This is a genomic window from Myxococcus sp. CA040A (assembly GCF_013336725.1).
GTDB classification, from domain to species: domain Bacteria; phylum Myxococcota; class Myxococcia; order Myxococcales; family Myxococcaceae; genus Myxococcus; species Myxococcus llanfairpwllgwyngyllgogerychwyrndrobwllllantysiliogogogochensis.
Window position 1 is genome coordinate 370,970 of the sequence record NZ_JABUMR010000007.1, and the last position, 16,522, is coordinate 387,491.

At 70.0% G+C, this 16,522-nt stretch carries 15 protein-coding genes; 5 read left to right on the forward strand and 10 right to left on the reverse strand.

Annotated elements, in window-relative coordinates:
- Positions 1 to 130 precede the first annotated feature (130 nt).
- Complete coding sequence (locus HUA75_RS31495) at positions 131 to 982, forward strand: RimK family alpha-L-glutamate ligase (protein WP_174488493.1); 852 nt, start codon at positions 131 to 133, stop codon at positions 980 to 982.
- A gap of 4 nt (positions 983 to 986) precedes the next feature.
- Here the strand turns inward: HUA75_RS31495 and HUA75_RS31500 are convergent, their stop codons facing one another.
- Both HUA75_RS31500 and HUA75_RS31505 read right to left on the reverse strand, forming a co-directional pair.
- On the reverse strand, positions 987 to 2,411 hold the full coding sequence (locus tag HUA75_RS31500; protein WP_174454416.1) for an esterase family protein: 1,425 nt from the start codon (positions 2,409 to 2,411) through the stop codon (positions 987 to 989).
- A gap of 31 nt (positions 2,412 to 2,442) precedes the next feature.
- The gene (locus HUA75_RS31505) at positions 2,443 to 2,988 is read right to left on the reverse strand and encodes a hypothetical protein (protein WP_141640947.1); all 546 of its coding nucleotides are present in this window, start codon (positions 2,986 to 2,988) and stop codon (positions 2,443 to 2,445) included.
- Between the two features lie 148 nt (positions 2,989 to 3,136).
- Between HUA75_RS31505 and HUA75_RS31510 the strand changes: the two genes are divergently transcribed.
- Positions 3,137 to 3,670 carry an FHA domain-containing protein gene (locus HUA75_RS31510; protein WP_141640948.1) on the forward strand — a complete coding sequence of 178 codons (534 nt, stop codon included), beginning with the start codon at positions 3,137 to 3,139 and terminating at the stop codon, positions 3,668 to 3,670.
- A gap of 207 nt (positions 3,671 to 3,877) precedes the next feature.
- Here HUA75_RS31510 and HUA75_RS31515 read toward each other — a convergent pair whose 3' ends face one another.
- From HUA75_RS31515 to HUA75_RS31525, 3 genes are all read right to left on the reverse strand, one after another.
- A complete protein-coding gene (locus HUA75_RS31515) occupies positions 3,878 to 5,395 on the reverse strand; it encodes a serine/threonine-protein kinase (protein ID WP_174488494.1) in 1,518 nt (505 codons plus the stop codon).
- Positions 5,396 to 5,699: 304 nt separating this feature from the next.
- Entirely contained in the window at positions 5,700 to 7,490 is a 1,791-nt protein-coding gene (locus HUA75_RS47060; RefSeq protein ID WP_254627860.1) for a hypothetical protein, read from the reverse strand.
- Between the two features lie 5 nt (positions 7,491 to 7,495).
- A complete protein-coding gene (locus HUA75_RS31525) occupies positions 7,496 to 8,713 on the reverse strand; it encodes a hypothetical protein (protein ID WP_174488495.1) in 1,218 nt (405 codons plus the stop codon).
- Between the two features lie 192 nt (positions 8,714 to 8,905).
- Between HUA75_RS31525 and HUA75_RS31530 the strand changes: the two genes are divergently transcribed.
- The 3 genes from HUA75_RS31530 to HUA75_RS31540 all read left to right on the forward strand — a co-directional run bounded on the left by HUA75_RS31530 (position 8,906) and on the right by HUA75_RS31540 (position 10,862).
- Complete coding sequence (locus HUA75_RS31530) at positions 8,906 to 9,346, forward strand: host attachment protein (protein ID WP_141640951.1); 441 nt, start codon at positions 8,906 to 8,908, stop codon at positions 9,344 to 9,346.
- Positions 9,347 to 9,441: 95 nt separating this feature from the next.
- A complete protein-coding gene (locus HUA75_RS31535; RefSeq protein WP_141640952.1) occupies positions 9,442 to 10,041 on the forward strand; it encodes an HAD family phosphatase in 600 nt (199 codons plus the stop codon).
- Positions 10,038 to 10,862: a glycosyltransferase family 2 protein gene (locus HUA75_RS31540; RefSeq protein ID WP_174488496.1), complete on the forward strand. Its 825-nt coding sequence runs from the start codon at positions 10,038 to 10,040 to the stop codon at positions 10,860 to 10,862. Before HUA75_RS31535 ends, HUA75_RS31540 begins: the two co-directional genes overlap by 4 nt.
- Positions 10,863 to 10,878: 16 nt before the next feature.
- On the opposite strand, the gene HUA75_RS31545 is transcribed toward HUA75_RS31540, so the two are convergent.
- The 5 genes from HUA75_RS31545 to HUA75_RS31565 form a co-directional block, all read right to left on the reverse strand.
- Positions 10,879 to 11,526: a glutathione S-transferase family protein gene (locus HUA75_RS31545; protein WP_174488497.1), complete on the reverse strand. Its 648-nt coding sequence runs from the start codon at positions 11,524 to 11,526 to the stop codon at positions 10,879 to 10,881.
- A 41-nt stretch (positions 11,527 to 11,567) separates the two neighbouring features.
- Entirely contained in the window at positions 11,568 to 12,167 is a 600-nt protein-coding gene (locus HUA75_RS31550; protein WP_141640954.1) for an adenylate/guanylate cyclase domain-containing protein, read from the reverse strand.
- Positions 12,168 to 12,542: 375 nt separating this feature from the next.
- The gene (locus tag HUA75_RS31555; protein WP_174488498.1) at positions 12,543 to 13,361 is read right to left on the reverse strand and encodes a hypothetical protein; all 819 of its coding nucleotides are present in this window, start codon (positions 13,359 to 13,361) and stop codon (positions 12,543 to 12,545) included.
- An 11-nt stretch (positions 13,362 to 13,372) separates the two neighbouring features.
- Entirely contained in the window at positions 13,373 to 14,200 is an 828-nt protein-coding gene (locus tag HUA75_RS31560; RefSeq protein ID WP_141640956.1) for a hypothetical protein, read from the reverse strand.
- A 54-nt stretch (positions 14,201 to 14,254) separates the two neighbouring features.
- Positions 14,255 to 16,348, reverse strand: a complete 2,094-nt coding sequence (locus HUA75_RS31565; RefSeq protein ID WP_174488499.1) for a serine/threonine-protein kinase — start codon at positions 16,346 to 16,348, stop codon at positions 14,255 to 14,257.
- Positions 16,349 to 16,522 lie beyond the last annotated feature (174 nt).

Consider the following 16,522-nt stretch of genomic DNA (forward strand, 5'->3'; position numbering starts at 1 on the left):
GGCCTCCCTGCTCGGGCAACCACGCTCCGGGCATCGCCCGCGCGGCAGCCGCCCCTCCACTCAAAATCCCTGCGCGCTCGGCGCCTTCGCGCTACTTAGGGCGCGCACGCCTCACCGGGAGCAACACACCATGGACGTGGCCGTCCTCACCTATGCCGACCTGCCGGAGCTCGACGCCTTCGACGCTCCCCTGCTTCCCGCCCTGAAGGCGCTGGGACTGGATGCGCGGCCTGTCGTGTGGGACGACCCGACGGTGGACTTCCGCACCGTGCGCATGGCCGTCGTGCGCACCACCTGGGACAGCCACCTGCGCCGCGACACCTTCGTCGCCTGGGCACAGAAGGTCGGCCGCCTCACGAAGCTCCACAACCCGGCCGACGTGCTGCGCTGGAACACGCACAAGTTCTACCTGCGCGAGCTGGAGGCCAAGGGCATCCCCGTCACGCCCACCGTCTGGGTGGAGCGCGGCGGCACGCTCGACATCGGCGCCCTGGTGAAGTCGCGCGGCTGGGACGCCGTCGTCCTCAAGCCCGCCGTGTCCGCGGGCGCACTCAAGACACACATTCTTCCGCGCGCCGAAGCCGCCGCCGCCACTCAGCTCGTGACGGAGCTGGCCGCCGAGTGCGAGTTCATGGTGCAACCCTACCTCACCGCCTTCGAGACGGAGGGCGAGCGCAGCTACATCTCCTTCGACGGCGCCTTCAGCCACGCGGTGCGCCGGCCCCCCACGCTGAAGTCCGCGCCCCGGGGCTTCGCGCAGCCCACCGTCTTCACGCCCGACAACCGCGACGAGTCACTCCTGGCCGAGCGCGTGCTGGAGGCCATCGGCCAGCCGCTGCTCTACGCCCGCGTGGACGTGGCCACCGACAACGAAGGCGTCTCGCGCCTGCAGGAAGTGGAAGTCACCGAGCCCTCCCTCTTCCTGTCACTGGACCCCGAGGCCCCAGGCCGACTGGCCCGAGCCATCGCAGCCAGACTCTGAAGCCCTAGAGGCCGCACACCTTCGCGTCGGTGTTGCGGAACACGCAGAGCAGCTTCGGCAGGCGCTTCTTCCAGAAGGACCAGTCGTGCTGCCCGCTCGGCTCGTGCACGTGGGCCACGTCGTAGCCCCGGCTCTTCAGCGCCGCGATGAACTGGAGGTTGGACTGACAGTCGTCGGAGCCCTGCTCGCCGTCGTCCGTGCAGCCCGTCGCCGGCGAGCCGTGGTCCACGTAGAAGCGCACCGGCACCACCGGCTCCTGCGCCGCGCGCAGCACCATGGCGTTGCCGTCGTCCCGGTCCACTTCACCGTCGTGCGGCCAGAACAACGTCCCCGACTGGGTGCCCACGAAGCCGAACTTCTCCGGGAACTGGAAGCCCGCGTACACGGAGATGAGGCCCCCCAATGACGCACCGAAGATGCCCGTGTCCTGGGGACCCGTCTTCACCCGGAAGCCCGCCTCCACGCGAGGCATCAGGTCATCCTTCAGGAAGGCCAGGTACTCATCGCCCTTGGGCGCGGGCCAGCCCGGGGCGCGCGCGGGCGCGAAGGTGTACTGCGCCAGCCGCACGTCCTGCGTGGGAAGCGCCACGAAGACGAGCACCGCCGCGTCCTGGGGCCGCGCCTTGTAGTGCGCGTCCGCCGCGTCCACGAAGGACTCGCGGGTGATGCTCTCGTTGCCATCGTGCACGTACATCACCGGCAGCGTCGGGCACTCCGGACCGTCGTAGGACGGCGGCGTGTAGACGAACACGTCGCGCGCATCCCCGAGCACCGTGGCGCGCACGCCGTACCAGGCGGTGAGCCGCCCCTTCGTCGCGTCCTGTGCGTCCGGATAGACGAGCGAGTTGAACTGGCCCACCGCGTTGCGGTTGAGGCGGTCCCACACCACGTGCTTCGCCCGAGGGTCCTCGAAGAAGCCTCCACCCTTCACCAACTTGTACGGGTGCGGCCCCGTGCGCGGGATGTCCACCTCCGCGACGAACAGGTCCGTGTCACGCACCTGCGCCAGCGGCGTGGCGGTGGGAGACCACTCGTTGAAGTCGCCAGCCACGGACGTGTCGCGCGCGGAGTCGCCACGCGCGAAGAAGACCACCCGCTGCCGGCCCGAGCGCGCATCGCTCACCAGCGGCGTGCCGCCCTGCGCCGCCACATCCGCCACGAACTGGTCGATGGCCGCCGTGCGGACCTCGGGTGAGGTGGCGCGGCTCATCGCCAGTTGCAGGTTCACCCACAGGGAGATGGGCGCGCCGCGCACCACCGCCGAGCGCTGACAGGCCCAGCTCTCCGGCCCCGAGCCGCCGTCCGGCGAGACGCCCCCATCCGGATACGTCTGGGTGAAGGGCGGAGGTGGCACGTACGCCGCGCCCTCGGAGTCATCACAGGCGGACAGCAGCGTCGCGCACAGCAGGACGGCGGACAGACGGCGCATCAACGTCTCCAGTGGCTGGAGGGAACCAGCGTCAGGGCTGGGGCGTGGCGGCGGTGGCGGTGCCCGACACCGTGAACTCGCGCCCCCACAGCCGCACCTTCGCGGCCTTGTCGGCCTCGCCATCGAAGAAGACGCTCGCCTTCACCTTCACCGAGGGCGGCACCTTGATGGAGTCCGCGGCCTGTCCCGGAGAGCGCGCCTGGAGCGGCGTGGCGAAGCCGTCCTTGTCCAGCAACTGCGCGCCGCCACCCTCCTGGAGTCCCAGCAGGTGCAGCGGCTCGGCCGTCTTGTTCGTCACGGCCAGCACCACCTCCACCCCGCCCCCGCTGGACGCCTTCACTTCCAGCACGGACAGCTCCGTGTTGGCGTGGACCTCGTCGGCCGCGGACAGCGTGCGCGAGCCATCCGTGCTCACCGCGCCCTTGCGGCCTTCCTTCATGCCCTCCACCACGCCGCTGCCCGCGCCCTTGGCGACCTCCACCGTCTTGCCCACCACCGCGGCGGTGACGTCCTTCGCGGTTTCACCCTTGCAGGCGGGGACGAGGAGCAACAACGGGGCGAGCAGCAGGCGACGCATGGGACCTCCAGACATATGTGGGCGCGGGTGTACTACAGGCTCCCGCCCGGGCGCGAGAGGGGCCTCCTCGCCTGGATTCCGACCATTCGTGGACACCCAAACCCACCTTCTCGCGCCTGGCGGGCCCCGAAGAGGTTATGAGTTACCCATGGCACGCGCTCTGCTGCTCTCGCTGCTCGTGAGGCAGCACATGGCTCTCAAGGAGAAGTTTCGCGCCAAGTACCCACACCCCTGGTTGGTGTGGGAGGCAGGCGCGTGGAACGTCCCCGAAACGACGGAGGGGAACGTGGGTGCCACTCGGCTGCCCTTGACGGACCTGCGGGACTGCCTGCCCGCCGGGGACGCCATGTGCTTCGAACTGGTGGCCCTGGCCGAGCGAGGCCCCATGCGGATGGGGCGCGCCTCGAACAACGCGCTGGTCATCAACGACGCCACGGTGTCGCGGGAGCAGCTCATCCTCACGCCCCGCCCCGACGCGGGCTGGCACGTGGCGAGGGTGGCGGATGCCCGTCCGGTGAAGCTGGATGGGCAGGAGCTCCCCGAGGAGGGCACCGTGCTGAGTCCGGGCGCGAAGCTGGAAGTCGGCGACGTGCGCCTCACCTTCCACGACGCGAGCGGCTTCGACGAGCGCATCTCCCGCATCGCCGCGCAGGTGCTGGCGCAGACGGCCGCCTCGCGCTGAGGCGGGAAGACCTCGGTGCCGCTGCGTGGAGCGCGGGCGCGCCGCCAGCAGCGCGGCAACCGGAGTGGCGCAGGCTGGGCTCTCACCCCGCTGCGCCGCTGCGTGGAGCGCGGATGCACCGCCAGCAACGCAACCACCCGACACTGTCCGTGACGAGGGGTGGGTAACTCACCGCGCTGCGTGGAGCAGGAGCCCGGCGGTCCGCGCTCAACGTGATGCGGGGGCGGCGCTCGCGGCGCGCGCGCCCTTGCGAGGCGCGGTCGCGTTCCGGCTCCCCTTCTTCGCGTTCGCGGCCGGCTTCGGCGCCGTGAGGGACTTGGCGAGCGGCACTTCCAGTTCGGTGTGAGCATCCAGCCGCACCGAGCGCTCCGACGACACGTAGCCCGCGAGCTCCACGCGAAGACTCAGCGGCACCTCACGGCGCGGCAGCTCGCGCACCAGCGGGGTGATGCCCAGCACCTCACCCGTGTCCGAGCGCACCACCTGCGCGCCCTCCGGGAAGGAGTGCACGGTGAGCGTCACACCGGGCTGCACGGGCGCGGGAGGCAACACCTCCAACTTCCTGGGCTCGACCCTCCGCTCCGGCGAGACAACGGACACCGGCGCCTGCACGAGCTCGGGCGCATCCGCCGCACCCAGCCCCATCCACAGCAGCGCGCCCGTCAGCAGCGCCAGCGCGCCTCCACCGGCCAGCATCACCGCGCGGCGACGCCCCGCTCCAACGACGGACATCCGCCGCGTGGGCCGCTCGGACAGCTCCATCGCGGCCACCGCCTCCGGCGACGTGGGCACCTGGACGGGCAGCAGCAACAACCCCGTCGTCACCTCCGCGAGCGACTGGGGACGCCCCTCCGGCTCCTTCGCCAGGCAGCGCATCACCAGCTCCGTGAGCTGGGGCGGCAACGGCTCACCCGAAGGCAGGTGCGAGGGCAGCGGCGGCGGCGGCTGGGTGATGATCTGCACCACCAGCTGCCCGAAGGCCTCCGCCTGGAAGGGCGGATGCCCGCAGAGCATCTCGTAGAAGATGTTGCCCACCGCGTAGATGTCCGAGCGCGCGTCCACCGAGAGGCCCGCGGCCTGCTCCGGGGACATGTACGCCGGCGTGCCGATGATGGTCCCGTCCAGCGTGCCGGTGGGAGCCCCCTCGGAGGACAGGTGCTTGGCCACACCGAAGTCCAGCACCTTCACGAAGTCTGGCTGGCCCGCGCGCTGGGTGAGGAAGAGGTTGTCCGGCTTGATGTCCCGGTGCACCACGCCCACCTGGTGGGCCGCGCCCAGCGCCGCGCACACCTGCACGGCGATGCGCTGGATGCGCGCGAGCGACAGCGGCTCCTGCTTCAAGAGCACGCCGAGCCCCTGGCCCCGCAGCAGCTCCATGACGCAGTAGACGTGGCCGCCCTCGCCCTCGTCCACGAAGTCGAAAATCTCCACGATGTGCTCGTGGTTGATTTGATTCACGGTGCGGGCTTCCTGGAAGAAGCGCTGCACGAAGCCGCCGTCCCGCGCGTGCTCCGGCTTCAGCACCTTCAAGGCCACCTGCCGCCCCAGCCGCGCGTGACGCGCCTGGAACACCCGCCCCATGGAGCCTTCACCCAGGAAAGTCTCCAGCTGGTAGCTGCCCAGCACGAAGCCCTCCCGCAGCTCCTCGCCCATCCGGGGCTCTCCGCTCATGGAGCCTCCACGACCGGACAGCAGGGTCTGCGCGAAGAGGTCATCGTTGCCCATGGTGTGAAGAACTCTCCATGCTCAGGAGCAACGGCAACCCACGCCGGGCCCTCTGTCTTCCATCCAACGTCAGCGCCGTTCCTTCCCTGTGGAGACGACGCATCCGAGGTCCTCGAAGACCCTTCTCCCCGCGCAGGAGAGGTCAGCCCGCACGGACGCGCCCACGCCTCGTGCGCCGTCCTCCACCGGACAGGCTCGCTCACCGGGCTTTGGGACGTCAGGGAGAGGATCACGACTGCGACTCGCGGAGAGGAAGGATGAGACGGGAGACGGGGCCGGGAAACCCCCACCTCCAGGGAGGTGCTCAGGTGCAGGAGCCCGCCTGACAGACACCCGGCACGCGGTTGCTTCCAACCACGCGCGTGCAGGCCGCGTTGTTCGGACAGTCCACCGTGTCCGCGCAGTCGATGCCGTTGTTGCCGTCATTGTCGACGAGGTCGTTGCAGATGGTCTCCTTGGGGGTGGTGCCGCCGCACACACACCCGGTACCGCACGACTGGTTGTTGCAGTCGGAGTCCGCGCAGTCGATGCCGTTGAGGCCATCGTTGTCGACGCCGTCGCTGCAAATGGTCTCCCGACGCGCGCCGCCGGTGCACACGCAGCCGGTGCCACACGACTGGTTGTTGCAGTCGGAGTCCGCGCAGTCCAGGCCGTTGTTGCCGTCGTTGTCACGACCATCCGAGCAAAGGGTCTCCCGGCGCGTGCAGTTCTGGAAGCTGCAGCCGCGCCCGCACTCGCCGCTCACGCAGTTGGCGTCCGCGTTGCCCGTCTGGCAGTCAATCGCCCCATTGCCGTCGTCATCCTGGCCGTTGGAGCACTGGACTTCCTTCGCGGCCCCCTGGGTGCACATCACCGTCACCGTCGCGCCGTTGCTGGCCACGGTGACGTAGTCGCAGTCATCGCGGTCCGCGCAGTCCGTCTGTCCATCACCGTCGTTGTCGGTGACGTCGCGGCAGTTCTGCTCCGCGCACTTCTCGCTGATGCACACCGCGTTCACTTCACCGGCCACGCAGCGCTGGCTGGCACAGTCCGGATCCAAGCAGTCGATCTTGTCATCGCCATCGTTGTCGAGGCGGTCGGTGCAGTCCGACTCCGTCTTCGCCGACGCCAGACAGGTGCAGCCCATGCCGCACGACTGACCGCCGCAGTCCACGTCCGCGCAGTCCGTCTGTCCGTCTGTGTCGTCGTCATTCCCGTTGCCGCACGCGCCCTCGACACAATTGATGCCACGACATGCCAGTCCCGGGCCGCACTCCTTGCGCTCGCAGTCGGTGTCGTTGCAGTTGAGCTGGCCGTCGCCATCCTCGTCCGCGCTGTCGGGCGTGCACAGCGACTCCGCCTTGCGGCCCTGGTCACACACGCAGCCGGCGCCGCAGGACTGGTTGTCGCAGTCGTCGCGGTCCGCGCAGTCGATGCTCCGGTCATCGTCGTCGTCCACGCCGTTGCCGCAGCCCGTCTCGGTCTTCTTCCCGTTCTGGCAGGTGCAGCCCGCGCCGCAGGCCTGGTTGTCGCAGTCGTCGCGGTCCGCGCAGTCGGCCGGACCATCCCGGTTGTCATCGATGCCGTTGCCGCAGTCGAGCTCCGTGCGCTTCTGACACTGGCCCTCCACGCAGTTCTGCTGCGCGGTGCAGGCCGTGCCGCAGGTGCCGCAGTTGAACGGGTCCGTCATCCGGTCGAAGTCCTCGTCGACCTGACCGTCGCAGTCGTCATCCACGCTGTTGCAGCGCTCGCCGGCGGGCAGCACATCGCCCACGCAGGCCACCGTGCCTTCACGGGTGCAGACGGACTGGCCATCGCGGCACGCGCCTACGTTGCGCAGGTTGGCGGCACCCGAGAAGCACGCCGCCTCCAACTCGTCGACCGCGCCGTCGCAGTCGTCGTCCACGCCGTTGCACTTCTCGTCGGGCTCCGGGAGACAACAGTACTTGGGTCCCCCGTTGGGCAGCGCCGTACACAGATAACCGTCCCCACCACAGTCCGCCTCCACCGCGCAGGTGTAGGCGGCGTTGTCGGGGAACTCCACCTTGCAGCCCGCCGCGCCGGACACCAGCAGCAGGGCGGCGAAGGCTCGCAGCCAGGAATTGAAGGTCTTCATAAAGCTCAGAAGCTCCCGCCGACGACGACATGGACCGCCGTGGCCGCGCCCGCGCTGACCGTGCCCGCGGGCGTCGGCACCTCGCTGCGCGAGGGCACCACCAACAGCCACGTCACGCTGCCCGCCGTCACCGCGCCACCCCCAATGAGCAGCGCCGTGGCGAGGTTCGCCTGCGACTGCGCATCCAGTCGCTCCTTGCGGGACACATCCAACATCCCGTCTCCATCCGCGTCCTTCGCCCGGCCCTCCACGTCCTTGGCGCCCTTGCCCAGCACCGCGCCCACGCCCACCGCCGCCAGGCCCACCAGCGCGGTGTAGAACGCCGGCCGCTTGTAGATGGGCGTGCCGCGACCGCGCTTCGCCACCTGTCGGGCCACCGCGTCCTCGGGACCCTCCGGCGCCGGGCCGGAGATCTCCATGCGGACCTCCAGTTCCTCGCGCCCACCGGGCTTGAGCGTCACCGTCCGCGTGAAGGACGCATACTCATCCGCGGACACCTCCACCTGCACGGTGCCCGGCGGAAGGCGCGCCTCCACGCTTCCCACGCCGAGGATGCGCTCGCCCGCCTTCACCACCGCCGTGGGAACGTTGACGCTCACCTTCAGCAGCGCGCGTGGTCGGCCCAGCGCCATCATCCGATTGCCCAGTTTGGTGGCCGCCTCCTGCTGGAAGGCCGCGTCCTTCGGGTTGCGCCCCGACACCACGTCCTCGTGCACCACGCCCTTGTCCCTGTCGTACGTCCACGCGCGCAGCGTCCAGCCCGCGTCCTCCAGCGACAGCCGCGCCGTCGTCAGCAGGTCCGCGTCCAGCGACTCGGCCGGCTCCGCCAGACACGACGCCTGCGTGCAGCGCAGCGCCGCGTCGTAGTTCGCCTCCAGCCGCTCACGCACCTCCCGGGGGCTCGCGCCGAAGTCCACCATGCCGGACGACATCGCGCCCTTCGCCAGCTCCCGCAGCCACACCGAGGCCTGCTGCGAGCCCGCGCGCTCCGGCGTGTCCAACCCGACCAGGATGAAGCGCGGTGTCAGCGACACGGCGTTCTCGTCCTCCGCGCGCAGGTCCAACCCCATGTCCTGTCCGCCCGGCTGCTCCGACGGGGACTCCTGGGAGGAGGTCTCGGAGCTGAGGTCCAGCCCCAGGCCGCCCTGCTCCTGAGCCCGCGCGGGACGGGCCAGCAGCGCGAGCGCCAGCATGGCGACAGGCAGAACGACGGGAATGCGCATCCCGCCGTTCTACTCCTTTGCCATTCCCAACGGAATGATCGGTCAGATTCCAGACACCGTGGGTCTGGGGGTGGGTGTCAACCCTGTGCGACATGGCCGCCTGCCCTGCGCACGAAGGGGAAGCGGCTCGGGGCCGGAAGCTTGCCGGGTGTCGCGTGGGTCCTCATCTCCCATCCTAAGGAGGCGTGACACATGGCGGACGCAAAGCTCTGGATTCTTGTGGGGAACGCGAGCCGGGCAAGGCTCTTCGCGACGGACGCGAAGGCGGAGAAGGATTGGAGTCTGGTCGAGGAGTTCCACCACGAGGAGAGCAGGGCCAAGGGCGATGACCTGCGCGACCAGCCAGACAACCCCAACGCCGGCACCCTGCACGGGCCCCCCGGTGAGAATGAGCCCAATGGCCGCAAGGAGTTGGAGCACGAGCGGTTCGCCCGGGAGCTGTCCGGCGTCCTGGACAAGGGGCATGACCGCCACGCCTTCGACAAGCTCGTCATCGCCGCGCCCCCTGAATTCCTCGGGCGGCTGCGCAAGGCGCTGAGCACCCGCGTCCGACAGCGGGTGTTGCTGGACGTGGGCTCCGACTACTCCACCGTGCCGGCCCGCGATTTGCCTGAACGCGTTCCCCTCCTCTAGCGTGGCCTTTTCCGGAATTTCCGGAACAGCAGTCCGGGCGTCAGCGGTGGGGCGACGCCCGGGCCCGCGCGGGCCGCGCGGCACGAGGAGCATGAATGGCGGCGGTGAAGGCGGTCCTGTTGGACCTGGGCAACGTCCTCGTCTTCCACGACAACGCGCTGCTGTTCTCCAGGCTGGGAGCCTGTGCCCGAATGCAGGCGCACGAGGTCTCCCAGCGGCTGATGGGCGCGGGATGGACCGCGGCCAACAAGGGCCTCCTGGACGCCGAGGGCATCCGCCGCAGTGTGTGCGGGGCGCTCAACCTGGAGCTGCCCATGGCGGAGTTCGCGCCCCTGTGGAGCAGCCACTTCACCACCCACGACGCGGTGCTCCCCCGGGTGGAGTCCCTGGTGGGTCGGGTGAAGCTGGTGCTGGTGTCCAACACCAACGCGCTGCACGCGGCCTACCTGCGGCCTCGCCTGCCCCTGCTCCAGCGCTTCGATGCGCTGGTGATGAGCTGCGAGGTGGGCAGCGTCAAACCGGAGCCGGACATCTACCGAATCGCCCTGGAGCGCGCGGGCTGCGCGCCCGAAGAGGCCGCCTTCTTCGATGACCTGCCGGAGTTCGTGGACGCGGCCAACGCGCTGGGCCTGCGCGGCCAGCTCTTCACCACCGCCGCCGCCTTCGACACCCAGCTCGAGGCGCTCGGATTATGAGGCTCGGTGGCTACGTCCTGCACCGCGACAACAAGGACACGCTGGAGCCCTGCCTGCGCGGCCTGCTGGCCCTCTGCGATGACGTGGTGGCGCTGGACTCCGGCGCCACGGACGGCTCGGGGGAGCTGGCGCGCTCCCTGGGGGCGCGCTCGGTGCCACACTCCTGGAAGGGCTATGGCGCCGCGCGAGTGGCCGCGGTGAACGCGCTGGCGCCATGCGACTACGTCTTCTACCTGGACTCGGACGAGTCGCTGGAGCCCGGCGCCGTGGACACGCTGCGCGCGTGGAAGGGCTCCTCGCCCGACGCCGACGTCTACCGGCTGCCCCGGCGCGACTGGGCGGAGATGGAAGGCCGCCGCTTCCTCTTCCGCACGCAGTGGCGCGCACGGCTGGTGCGGCGGGAGAAGGCCGTGTGGCACGCGCGGCACATCGTCCATGAGGCCCTGCCGAAGATGCGGGGCGGGCGCGTGCTGGCGCCCATCGACCACCGCTTCGCCACCTCGGTGGCGCGCCGCTGCGCCAAGGAGGAGCGCTACGCGCTGCTGTGGGCCCTGCGCGCCCACTTCGAGCAACGCAGGCTCAAGCCCGTGGTCATCCAGCGCCTGGCCGCGTGGGTGCGCGACTGCGTGCTCACCGGCGCCGTCTTCCGGGGCGGAGCGGACGCCTCCCGGCTGGCGTGGGGCGTGGCCGGCTACCACTCCACCAAGTACGCGTACCTGCGCCAGCTGCGCGAGGGCCGCTTCGCGGAGCTGGCGCGCATCTATTCGGAGGAGCGCTACGACGAGCTGTTCGCCCGCGTGCGCGAGGGCCGGCTGGACTGAGGCCCAAGCCGGCGGCTCACTCGTACTTCGCGACGGGCGGCTCGCGCAGCCCCGCCTCCGCCCACTTCTGGAAGGCGGGCTGGGCCAGGAGCGTGTCGCGGTACGCGGCGCACACCGGCTCCAGCGCCACGTCGTAGGTGACGAAGCGCGTGGCCACCGGCGTGTAGAAGGCATCCGCGATGGTGAAGTGGCCGAAGAGGAACGGCCCGCCCTGCCCGAAGCGGGCGCGGCAGTCGGTCCACAGCGCCTGGATGCGGGCGATGTCCTCGGCCACGCCCGGCACCCGGCCCTGTCCCGGACGGCGCGCGCGCAGGTTCATCCCCATGTGCTCGCGCAGCTTCGTGAAGCTGGAGTGCATCTCCGCCGTCACCGCGCGCGCCACCGCGCGGGCCTCGCGCTCCTGGGGCCACAGCCGGGCCTCCGGAAACGTCTCCGCCAGGTACTCGCAGATGGCCAGCGAGTCCCAGATGGACACGTCGCCATGCTTGAGCAGCGGCAGACGGCCCGTGGGGGAGTGACGGGCGATGAGCTCCCGCGTCTCCGGTGTGTCCAGGGGGATGACCACCTCCTGGAACGGCTGCCCGGTGTGGGCCAGCGCCAGATACGGCCGAAGCGACCACGAGGAATAGTTCTTCGAGGCAACGACGAGGGTGAGCTGGGACATGGCGCGCACGGTAGCGCTCCACGCCACGGGACGCCCGCGCTTCAGTTCGCCGGGGTGTTGCGGCCCAGGAACGAGCGCACGCGCGACAACCACGGCTGGCGACGGCGGTGCTCCGGCGGGTCGATGCGATACACGGCCACCGGCAGGCGGATGTTCTTCATCTCGCCCCGGCCCAGGCGCACCGGCGGGGACTCCAGCTGCCCCTCCACCTGCCGCGCCACCGTCTCGCTGACGTAGAGGGTGCCGGGCCGCGCCAGCGCCTCGATGCGCGCGGCCAGGTTGACGCCCTCGCCGAACACCTCACCGTCGCGGTGCACGACGACGCCCAGGTGCACGCCCACGCGCATCACCACGCGGCGCTCCACGGCCACCAGCCCGTTGTGCACCTCCAGCGCCCGCTGCAGCTCCAGGCCAAAGTCCACGGCGGCCAGCCCGCCCTCGAACTCCAGCAGGAAGCCGTCCTCCAGACGCTTCACCTCGCGGCCACCGTGTCGCGGGAGCAGCTCGCGGACCAGCACGGCGTGCTCGTCGCGCACCACCTGCTGGAGCGCTTCGTCACGCCAGGACTGGCGTCCCGCGGCCTCGATGCCCGTGAACAGGATGGCCGACAGTTTCCCCGGCTCGGGTTCCTCCACCACCATCGCTCAACTCCCCTCCCCCCGATGCCAATTGTCCAAAATGTTACTCCAGGACGAGGTCCCCGGTCCCAGCCGAGCCCCCCGTCACGGCTGGGACCGGGCCCCGGATGACCTCTCGCCCGGACGGGCGCGGCCATGCATCGCGTGAAGTCCCTCGCTCCTGACGTCTCGGCTTCGACGGCCGCTCGCTCTCAGTCCCGCTGCGTCAGGGCCGGGGAGCGATGGGACGAACACTGAACCACTCTGCTCGACTCCATCAGGATAATTCATCACTGACGCGACGCACAAACAGCCCAGGAGGTCGGACTCCACGGGTGTCCGACCTCCAACGCAGTGAGTCAGGTGCGCGTTCTTCTCAGGACAGGTGAGGGGTGGGCCTCACAGGTCGTCGCAGGGGGTTCCCAGGCGGGCGCCGGTGTAGATGCCGAGCTCGTTGTAGATGAGCGCCAGGTTCTCCGAGACAGGCACCTGTCGCAGCTTGCGGCGGGCCTTCTTCTCCACCCAGAGCGACGGCAGCTCGCGGTCCAGCAGCAGTTGGAGGTCTCCCTTCTTCGTGGAGAAGATTTCCCCCTTCGAGTCGGAGACGACGTTGACCATCTGCTGCTGCTTCATCCGGCCACGGGGGCCGATGAAGACGCGGAAGCTCTTCTGCTCGGCCTGGAGCCTGCCCCGCTCCACCAGGAAGTAGACACCCTTGGTGTCGCGCAGGAGGGCGTACGGCTCGTACTTCATGGGGCTGGGGGTATAGGCCGCCTTGCGCAGCAGCTCGCGCGAGGTCTCCGTCGCCAGCAGCTTGAAGGCCGTCGCGCGCTGGCCGCAGCGCACCGAGCAGGTGCCCTCCTTCGGGTCCACCTGGACGACGGAGTACGCGCGCGCGTCCACGCCATTCGCGTTGGATTCCAGGTCCGGGTTCCAGAAGCGGGGCTCGAAGTACGAGCCGGTGGGGAGCCGGACGACGTTGGGGGCGATGGGAATCTCGGTGAAGGTGGCGCCGTCTCCGTAGAAGAGCTGCGGCTGCGAGCTGTCGAAGACCTCCGTCGAGGAGACGTAGTGCCCCTTGCCGTCGGTGCAGACGGCGGTGCGCTCCAGGAGCATGCGCTTGCGCAGCGAGTCCTCGCGCGCCCAGGGGGGCTCGTGGGCCAGGACGGCGGTGGACGACAACGTCAGGAGCAGGGCGAGGCGATGGGCCAGGGGCATGGGATGGAGCCTCACAGGTGGTCCAGGAAGAAGTCGGCGTAGGAGGCCGTGTCCATGCCGCCCGCGGCGGGGGCGATGGTCCACTGGAGCGCGCCGCTTTCGACCTTGCCTCCGTAGGCGGCGCCGTTGCGGCACTCCACCCGCTTCAGCGTGCTCTTCACGGTGCGCCGGGCTTCCTCCGAGCCCCGGCACAGGAACTCGAGGGCCTCGAGCGGCCCGGCGCAGTACGCGCCGATGGGGTACTCGCTCAGCTCCTTGTCGGAGACGGTGTCCCAGGCCACCTGGACGGCCACGTTCGAGCCGCACGTCTGGTTGAGCGTCTTCACCTTCTCGGCCAGGTCGCGCTCCTCGGATGCGGCCCAGAACGCCTTGTCGAACGCGGCGGCGCGGGTGAGCGTGCCGTCGGCGAGCTGGCGCTGGTACAGCTCCACCACGTCCTCGACGTCCACCTTCTTCGAGCGCTCCTCGCTCGCGTAGAGGGTGACGGGGTCTTCCTTGTCGAAGCGGTTGAGGGTGTTCCTCCCGTTCGACTTCTGGGACGGCGCCAGTCGCACCAGGCGCAGACGCTTGCCGCGCCAGTCCGTCCAGTAGGAGTTGTCGTCACCGACGCTGTGGAGCGCCACCTTCCCATCCAGGTCATCGCCCGGGGCGTGGAACTGGACCAGGGCCCGTCGGGGCTCCGCGGGCAGGAGCGGGACGATGGTGATGATATCCCCACCCTCGGACGTGAAGACGAGCCCCGTGCCCTCCGGCTTTGGTGCTTCGGTGGTGGGCCGCGCGCTCCGCGAACAACCGAGCGCGACGACGATGACGACACTCAACGCCAACAAGACTCTCAAGCAACGCCCCCTGTTTGTTGAGCCCCGCGTGGACGCCCGACACGGGCGCCGCCGTCACAGGGCGATATCGTACTGCTTGCAGTACTGGCGAACCTGGGCGCGCTCCGCCGTGGGAACCCGAAGCCAGACGGTGCGCGCGTTGGACAAATCTCCCTGGCGGCAGTGGACCCGCGTCAGCAGCGCGAAGGAGGCGCCTGTGACTTGCGACCGCTGACTGCGGCGCACCAGGTGGAGGGCCTCGCTGGTGTCTCCGCTCGCCAGCGCCTTCTCCGCCAGTTCGAGGTCCGCGAGCGCGCCTTCTTGGATGGTCTCCGGGCTGCGTCGCCGCTCCGCATCGAGCGTCGGACGCGAGGTGCCCACGGGGTTTCGAGCGGCGTCATTCGGTGGGGTTCCGTTGCCCCGGGGTTTCGCCTTCACCTCTGGGGTCACGCTCGTCTCCGCCGATGGAGGGGCGGCTTCCGGAGAGCCGACCGCCAGTGCGCCTTCTGAGTCGGCCTTCGCCTTGGGTGGGTCCGCGGGGGCCTCGCGCGCCAGGGTGGGATTTACATCCGGGGGACTCGCGGGCGCCTGGACAGGAGGAGCCGCCGGGTCGGCGGAGGCGGACACGGAGTCCTCCCGAGACGCGAAGGGCAGGACTCGCGAGAACCCCACGCCCACGGCGATGAGCACGCCCGCGGCCAACGCCATCCAGACCCAGACCTTGCGCGAGCCCGCCAGGACACCTCGCGAGGCGGACCGAATCGTCGGGGGCTCGGGGACCGAGTCGGGCTCCGAAGGGTCCGGACTCATCGGCGCGGCATTCGCGACCGAGGGCCTCCACACCTCGAGCGGAACCGCCGCTGCGGGCTCGGCCACCGGAGGCGCGGGCGGAGCGGAGGACACGACCTTCGGCGGCGACACACGCACCGACTTCCCGATGAGGCCCGAAGCCTCCGAAGGTCGTGAGGCGTCTGCCTGCGCCGAGCGTCGCGAAGCCTCCGGCGACTGCGCGGACTCACCGTGCGCGGGGCGTCGAGACGCATCAGCGGACTGCGCGGACTCACCCTGCGCGGAGCGCCGCAAGGCTTCAGGCGACTGCGCGGGCTCACCCTGCGCGGAGCGGCGGGACCCGGCGTGCTGGGACGGACGGCGGGGCACGGCGGCCACCGTGGCGGGCCTCGACGGGGGCGACGCGATGGGCCGGGGCTGCACGGTCGCCGTGGGCACGTGCGCGGCGGCCTGCGCGACGACGGGCTGAAGCAGCACGTCCGCGGGCGGCGTCACGGTGCGCAGCGGCGTCCCGGTGAGCGCGGCGATGAAGGCGCTCACGTCCGGGAAGCGGTCCTCGGGGCGCTTGGCCAGCGCCTGTTCGATGGCGCGGATGACGTGCGCGGGAGTCTCCGGCGCCACTTCGGCCAGGGGCTCCGGTGGATCATAAACGATGCGGTAGATGAGCTCCGGCAGGATGCCCCCGTCCTTGAAGGGCAGCTTGCGGGCCAGCATCTCGTACACCATGCACCCGAACGAGAAGATGTCCGTGCGCAGGTCCACGTCCTTGTTCTTCCCCGTGGCCTGCTCCGGCGCCATGTACTGCGGCGTGCCCAGCAGGATGGCGTCCTGCGTCTGCACCGTCTTCGAATCGAGAATCTTGGAGATGCCGAAGTCGAGCAGCTTCACGTGCTCCACCGACATGCCCGCGATCTCCATGGGCACGAGGAACACGTTGCCGGGCTTCAAGTCCCGGTGGATGACCCCCGCGCCGTGCGCCGCCTGGAGCGCGGAGCCCATCTGCCGGGCAATCGAGTACACCTCCGTCAGCGTCAGGGGCGCGCCCTTGCGCATGCGCCGCGACAGCGGCATCCCGCGCAGGTGCTCCATCACCAGGAACGGCGAGCCGTCCTCCAGCGTGTCGAAGTCGATGACCTCCACGATGTTCGGATGGCCCAGCCGCGACGCAATCTCCGCCTCGCGCCGGAAGCGAAGATAGACATCCTTCCCCAGGCTCGAGTCCGGCCGCAGCACCTTGATCGCCACCTGCCGACCCGGAAGCCGCAGATGACGCGCCAGGAAGACGGTGCCCATGCCTCCCCGGCCGAGCACGCCGGCAATCTCGTACGTGTCCCGTAGGACGGTGCCGAGTGGAATGTCGTGGGCTGGCAAGGAACTCATGGAAGACCGGCCTTCACTCCGGAAGCCGCATTCTATCCTGGAGCCCCTGACACGCCTTGGCCAGTCATCTGGCGTTGCTACACGCCCCCGCGAGATTTCCGCAAGGACACTGAACGCCGGCACGCCTCGACTCGGGCGCGCCGGCTATCGCCTTCTCACAGCATGAGGAACCGG

Coding starts and splice junctions, on each gene's coding strand:
- HUA75_RS31495 (WP_174488493.1), top strand. CDS start 131: ATGGACGTGGCCGTCCTCACCTATGCCGACCTGCCGGAGCTCGACGCC.
- HUA75_RS31500 (WP_174454416.1), bottom strand. CDS start 2,411: ATGCGCCGTCTGTCCGCCGTCCTGCTGTGCGCGACGCTGCTGTCCGCC.
- HUA75_RS31505 (WP_141640947.1), bottom strand. CDS start 2,988: ATGCGTCGCCTGCTGCTCGCCCCGTTGTTGCTCCTCGTCCCCGCCTGC.
- HUA75_RS31510 (WP_141640948.1), top strand. CDS start 3,137: ATGGCACGCGCTCTGCTGCTCTCGCTGCTCGTGAGGCAGCACATGGCT.
- HUA75_RS31515 (WP_174488494.1), bottom strand. CDS start 5,395: ATGGGCAACGATGACCTCTTCGCGCAGACCCTGCTGTCCGGTCGTGGA.
- HUA75_RS47060 (WP_254627860.1), bottom strand. CDS start 7,490: ATGAAGACCTTCAATTCCTGGCTGCGAGCCTTCGCCGCCCTGCTGCTG.
- HUA75_RS31525 (WP_174488495.1), bottom strand. CDS start 8,713: ATGCGCATTCCCGTCGTTCTGCCTGTCGCCATGCTGGCGCTCGCGCTG.
- HUA75_RS31530 (WP_141640951.1), top strand. CDS start 8,906: ATGGCGGACGCAAAGCTCTGGATTCTTGTGGGGAACGCGAGCCGGGCA.
- HUA75_RS31535 (WP_141640952.1), top strand. CDS start 9,442: ATGGCGGCGGTGAAGGCGGTCCTGTTGGACCTGGGCAACGTCCTCGTC.
- HUA75_RS31540 (WP_174488496.1), top strand. CDS start 10,038: ATGAGGCTCGGTGGCTACGTCCTGCACCGCGACAACAAGGACACGCTG.
- HUA75_RS31545 (WP_174488497.1), bottom strand. CDS start 11,526: ATGTCCCAGCTCACCCTCGTCGTTGCCTCGAAGAACTATTCCTCGTGG.
- HUA75_RS31550 (WP_141640954.1), bottom strand. CDS start 12,167: ATGGTGGTGGAGGAACCCGAGCCGGGGAAACTGTCGGCCATCCTGTTC.
- HUA75_RS31555 (WP_174488498.1), bottom strand. CDS start 13,361: ATGCCCCTGGCCCATCGCCTCGCCCTGCTCCTGACGTTGTCGTCCACC.
- HUA75_RS31565 (WP_174488499.1), bottom strand. CDS start 16,348: ATGAGTTCCTTGCCAGCCCACGACATTCCACTCGGCACCGTCCTACGG.